Source organism: Chloroflexus sp. (assembly GCF_034434295.1).
In the GTDB taxonomy this organism is placed as follows: domain Bacteria; phylum Chloroflexota; class Chloroflexia; order Chloroflexales; family Chloroflexaceae; genus Chloroflexus.
The window spans coordinates 1-4,803 of the sequence record NZ_DAOTZQ010000069.1 but is presented as its reverse complement, the minus strand read 5'-3'; the positions used below and the strand labels follow the sequence as shown (position 1 = coordinate 4,803).

Genomic DNA, 4,803 nt, shown 5'->3' with positions numbered 1-4,803 from the left:
GCACCTTCACCGACTGCGGCACCGTCACCAACTGCGGCACCGTCACCAACTGCGGCACCGTCACCAACGATAGGGATAACCGGTGGGGCGGTAGTCTATCAGGCTGATTTTGGCCCCAACAGCGACTGGCCAGTTGCCAACGGCAATGGCTGGAGTGTTGGTGTGCGCGATGGTCGTTATGTCATTCAGGCTAATGCCGGATTAGGTGATATTTGGGCCTTTCAGACATCGCCGATTGGCAGCGAGATGGTGATCGAGGTAGAGGTCAGTGTTGCCGGCGACTGGGCCGGGCTGATGTTCTGGTTCAACAGCCCGCAACGATACATCAGTTTTCTGATCAACCCCGCGCAGGGGCAATACCGCTGCGACGAGCGCACCAACGAACAGCGCAGCATCCTGGCTGAGGGTACAACTACCCTTGCGCGTTCAAATCGCTTAACAGTACGTCTTACCGATCAAACCATTGCCCTCCAGATCAACGATCAGGTCGTTGGCCCACTAACCATAACCACCCTGCCCCCCGATCCGCGTTATGGCTTGCTGGTACGTGCGGAACGCAACCCAACCACCGCAACATTCAGCACGCTTACCCTACGCACAACTACCTAGGCACATCCTGCATGCGTAGTCTTCACACCGATGTCAATCTGTCACGGCCCTGACAACATCAATAAAAATACCATGACCATGCACACTCCACCTCTATTACCTCTCCCCTCACTCCTATCTCCTATCTCCTCCCAACCCCACACTCTCAACCGGCAACCACATCCCCAGCACGCCATCGCTCCGCCGCACAGCCGTCCCGCGTCGAATATCGAACACATACACACCGTCATTCGTACCATACACCAGGGCATGACCATCGCTCGACCAGAGATCGAACGACAGAGCATAGGCATCGAAAAAATTGATCTGAGCGAGAAACTCCTGGCTAGGAGTAAACATGGTTAGTGTGCGTGGATTATTCCCATTCCGTCCAACCAACTGCCAGCGCAACTGGGTCAGACCGTTGGCCGAACGACCGGCTGGCGTGAGGTACGCGATCTGCTGACCGTCAGGCGACCAGAAAAAGGCTACCACATCATCATCGGTTGCCGAAAGCGTGCGTACTGAACCTTCCGATGTCACCAGCTTCAAAGGACCGAAACCATCGGGGCCAACCGTTGTATATGCGATCTCATCGCTTTGTGGTGAACGACCAAAGATAATCGCCGCCATTGGTTCACGGGCCAACACCTGCGGCTGCATCTCACCAACTTTCACCCGCGTCAACACACTCTCAACCTTATCCACCGTTGGTGGCCCCTCAATCGGTGGTTGAGCGACATAGAAAAAACTCTCGCCATCAACACTCCAGGCCGGCACTTGAAAGAAACCGGGATCGGTCACCTCGTGTAGCGGCTGCTGCCGACCGGGTTGTACCGTAATCACACGCCCATCTTCAAATATCGAACCACCGATATGAAGCAGCAGCGAAGAGCTATTGGGCTGCCAGGCAATGTAGAGCGAACTCGGTGAAACACTGATCAACTCTGCATCTCTGGAACCATCGGACGGCACAATATGCACCCCCAAACCGCCGACACCACGATTCGAGAGAAACGACAGATACCGACCATCGGGAGACCAGACCATATAGAGTGGTGGATTGGTTGTTGAGCGATACAACTCAGTCCGTGTACCACTCTGCAAGTGTATGACGCGGAGAACGCTCGTATTCCCCTGTTGACTGATATACGCCACCTGGCTCCCATCAGGAGCCAGCGCAGGATAGCGAAACAACTCCGGGCTGGCATCCTCAGCCAGCACCTGAGCCACACCCTGGCGATCAACAATAGCGAGACGGCGGTTTGGCCCCAGCACCAGTAGTTTCTGATCAACAGGGCGATTGGTTATGAGCAGAAAAGCAACCACCCCTGCGCCCAAACTCCCGATCAGGATTACCACACTCAACAGCCCGATAATCGTCAGCAAAATGCGACGAGCGGCCATGCCCGGCTCCTTTCCAACGCGATCTATGTGTTATGTAGTATAGCAAGATTTGAGGCATCGCGCAGGAGAAGTAAGTATTTGCTGTATGCATTTGCTGTATGAAGGATGGGCACAGGATGCTACACCCATCCTGGAACCTCACCCCGTCCAGGGTAGGACGTTGACTGAACAGCGGCAGGAACAATGCCTGCATCCATGTCTCCATTGCAGAGTAACGCTTCGTTGCGGCGCGGGGTAGGCGAAGACGACGTGCCGTGCACCTGCCTGCTCAGGCATTTCAAATCCCGTCATTGCAGGACAGTAGAGGCGACGCATGCGTCGCCTCTACGGAACGTTTCAAACCCCTTCTTTGCGGGACAATGCTCTGTTATCTTAAGAAGGCAGCTCGATAAATCGGTACCGCTCTTCCCAAGCCGAACGCTGCTCCTGGGCGATGGCGAAGAATTGATCCAGAAGCTGTTCCACCACCCTGGCAAAATCACGGTATTCGGCTTCGGTAATCTGCCGGAAGCCGTGGGCCAGAATACTCTTATTCCGTACATTCACCCGTTGCCGGATGTCGGTAAGCATGATGGTCTGGATCAGGGGATCGTTGAGAGCCGTTAATAACATATAGCCATTGAGCAAGGTGATCGGGTTGTATTGACCGTCGCGGTTAGGTTGGAGTCCTCGTTCGCGAAAGCCGAGTGATCGTTCAACTTCACGATAGCTGCTATCGAGGTCTGGGATTTGCGCTTTGAGCTGATCGAGGTCGGGTTTTTCTACCCACACCCCACGGGTTGCCAGCCGGTGCTGGCTCATCAATTCCAGACAACGGTAGCGCAACAGCGCTGCGGTGTCGTAGCGGTGCTGAGTTTCGCGACGTAGCGCATTGGCGTAGAGCGAACCGAGGAGGGGCAGGATCGCTTGCCGATTGGCTAAGGTGGTCAGTGCCTGCTGCTGATTGCTCATTGCCTTGATCGTGGCATCCAGACTGATCAGGGCCTGATAGTGATCGTGCAAGGTAGATTGATACGGGGCCAGCCTGGCCGGCAGCGGATGCGCCAGCAGATCGGCCATTGTCTGCACCGCAGCCGCTATGTTAAACGACTCCCACTGTGTATAAGCGCGTGCCAGTTGCGCCATGCACGCATAGAAGGTACCATCGTCTGCCGGTACCCGTCGGGCCAGGTCGCTGTAGATTCGTTCAGCAATGACGTAGTCGTGGGCGTTGAAGAAACGCCGGGCTTCTCCGGCTTCCAGATCGCCAAAGACCTCGTAGGGGTCAGATGGTTCGATCAATCGCTGCGAGCCAGGGATGACGCGATTCTGTTCGTAATCACTCTCAATGTAGACCGTACCCAACCCCAGGACGTAAGCTGCCTTCGCCAGCCCTACCGTCATCGGTTTGGTGCCGCCGGTCAGATCAACCAGAATCTGCTCACGCTCCAGATCAGACCATGCTTCAATCACGACCCGCAGTTCGCGGTACACTTGATTAATGTCGGTGTAGCGAGCCGTTTTACAAAGCCATCTGGCGTCGGGCTGGCGGCCAAGCTTTGCTGCCACCTGGGCGGGAAAATCGGTTGTTTCCGGCGTCAGCAAGAATGCGACTCGTTCCGGCTGCAGGGCGGCAATCAACAATGCGGCAGTATCGGCCTGCCGGCTACCGGGAATAATCAACGCCGGGATGCGTCGTGTGCCAACCCGTGCGATGAAGTGTGCTAATTGCTCGCTGAAATCCATGGTGACACTCCTCAAAGGGTATGCGCTAGTTCCAGTTGACCGTGGTCAAACACGCAGGCTTTACCCACGTGAACCACTCTTGCCGCCAGCAGCAGACTCCGGACCGCCGGCGGTACATCATGCAAGGTGACCGCTCCGACGAGTCCGCCGAGTATCATTGACTGGTGCTTAGCGGGACGAGTACTCGAACGTTCCCAATCGACCCAATGCCTTGATCCGCAATGGCGTGCGTAAGACTAAACGGACCCGTGGTGATTGTCTGGTAGTACGGCGACGTAGCTCGGCCAGATTGAAGATCGGCAATGCATGCGCCGAAAACAGTCGCTCGCCATCACGATAGATCGGCACCCCGAACGGTTGTCCATGAGCCAGGGCTTCCACCTGTTCGAGACGTGCCTGCACCTGATAACGGCCCAGGCCGGTGTGGGCAACATCGGCGAAGGCCAGGATCACGTGTGCCAGCAGGTTAATACCGTGCCCAAACAGCAGGATATTCACTTCCAGGACATCACCGGCCGCATACTGCCGTCGCTGATCGAGCGGTGGCTCGATAACGAAGGGACGGGGGTATCGCGCAAATCGTGTAATACGGCCTTGCCATGCGGCAATACGACTTCAAATAATTCGCGGTACGCACACAATGGCATCGCCGCCAGACAGGTGCTACCGTGTCCCCAACACACCGGAGGGCATCCGATCCGCTGCAACGCATACCCTAGAGCACCACGGAAGAGTGCCCCTTTGAACGCGGGAAGGCGTGCTGCACTTGCCAGACGCAACGAAATTCTGAGTCGTAAAACACTCAATGCCGGCAGACAGAACTGATCTTTCATGAACGTGTCCTAACTTTGGGTGAAAACGATGGGAAGCAGACCGCCCTTGAAGGCAGGTGGCTGCAAATATCAGGTGGTGTCGTCGAGTATTGTACCAAATGGATCACATAATGGGGCAATAAAAGATCTCTTCAGCTCTTCGTAGTACCGCTCATCAACGATACAATACGGTATACCCATCATTGGTTTGCGAAAGGAGCAACGTCTGTGACTGAACTCCCGGCAATCATCAAGCTGTTCTTCAGCGACC

At 55.6% G+C, this 4,803-nt stretch carries 6 protein-coding genes and 1 pseudogene; 1 reads left to right on the top strand and 6 read right to left on the bottom strand.

Going from position 1 to position 4,803, the window contains the following annotated elements; translation table 11 throughout:
• A pseudogene (locus tag VAE57_RS10175) lies at positions 1 to 609 on the top strand (molecular chaperone DnaJ); the annotation flags it as partial.
• Positions 610 to 723: 114 nt separating this feature from the next.
• Here the strand turns inward: VAE57_RS10175 and VAE57_RS10170 are convergent.
• The 6 genes from VAE57_RS10170 to VAE57_RS10150 all read right to left on the bottom strand — a co-directional run.
• Positions 724 to 1,995, bottom strand: a complete 1,272-nt coding sequence (locus tag VAE57_RS10170; RefSeq protein WP_322821773.1) for a hypothetical protein — start codon at positions 1,993 to 1,995, stop codon at positions 724 to 726.
• A gap of 372 nt (positions 1,996 to 2,367) precedes the next feature.
• Positions 2,368 to 3,720 (bottom strand): TIGR02710 family CRISPR-associated CARF protein, encoded by a 1,353-nt coding sequence (locus VAE57_RS10165; RefSeq protein ID WP_322821772.1) that lies wholly within the window; start codon positions 3,718 to 3,720, stop codon positions 2,368 to 2,370.
• Between the two features lie 11 nt (positions 3,721 to 3,731).
• Positions 3,732 to 3,878, bottom strand: a complete 147-nt coding sequence (locus VAE57_RS18795) for a hypothetical protein (protein ID WP_416208443.1) — start codon at positions 3,876 to 3,878, stop codon at positions 3,732 to 3,734.
• Positions 3,879 to 3,888: 10 nt separating this feature from the next.
• Entirely contained in the window at positions 3,889 to 4,218 is a 330-nt protein-coding gene (locus VAE57_RS10160; RefSeq protein WP_322821771.1) for a hypothetical protein, read from the bottom strand.
• Entirely contained in the window at positions 4,215 to 4,553 is a 339-nt protein-coding gene (locus tag VAE57_RS10155; RefSeq protein WP_322821770.1) for a hypothetical protein, read from the bottom strand. Before VAE57_RS10155 ends, VAE57_RS10160 begins: the two co-directional genes overlap by 4 nt.
• Before the next feature lie 69 nt (positions 4,554 to 4,622).
• A partial coding sequence (locus VAE57_RS10150; protein WP_322821769.1) for a hypothetical protein occupies positions 4,623 to 4,803 on the bottom strand: 181 nt, incomplete at its 5' end.

Excerpts from the sequence above, each read along its gene's own strand:
- VAE57_RS10170 (WP_322821773.1), bottom strand. The coding sequence starts at position 1,995 with ATGGCCGCTCGTCGCATTTTGCTGACGATTATCGGGCTGTTGAGTGTG.
- VAE57_RS10165 (WP_322821772.1), bottom strand. The coding sequence starts at position 3,720 with ATGGATTTCAGCGAGCAATTAGCACACTTCATCGCACGGGTTGGCACA.
- VAE57_RS18795 (WP_416208443.1), bottom strand. The coding sequence starts at position 3,878 with ATGATACTCGGCGGACTCGTCGGAGCGGTCACCTTGCATGATGTACCG.
- VAE57_RS10155 (WP_322821770.1), bottom strand. The coding sequence starts at position 4,553 with ATGAAAGATCAGTTCTGTCTGCCGGCATTGAGTGTTTTACGACTCAGA.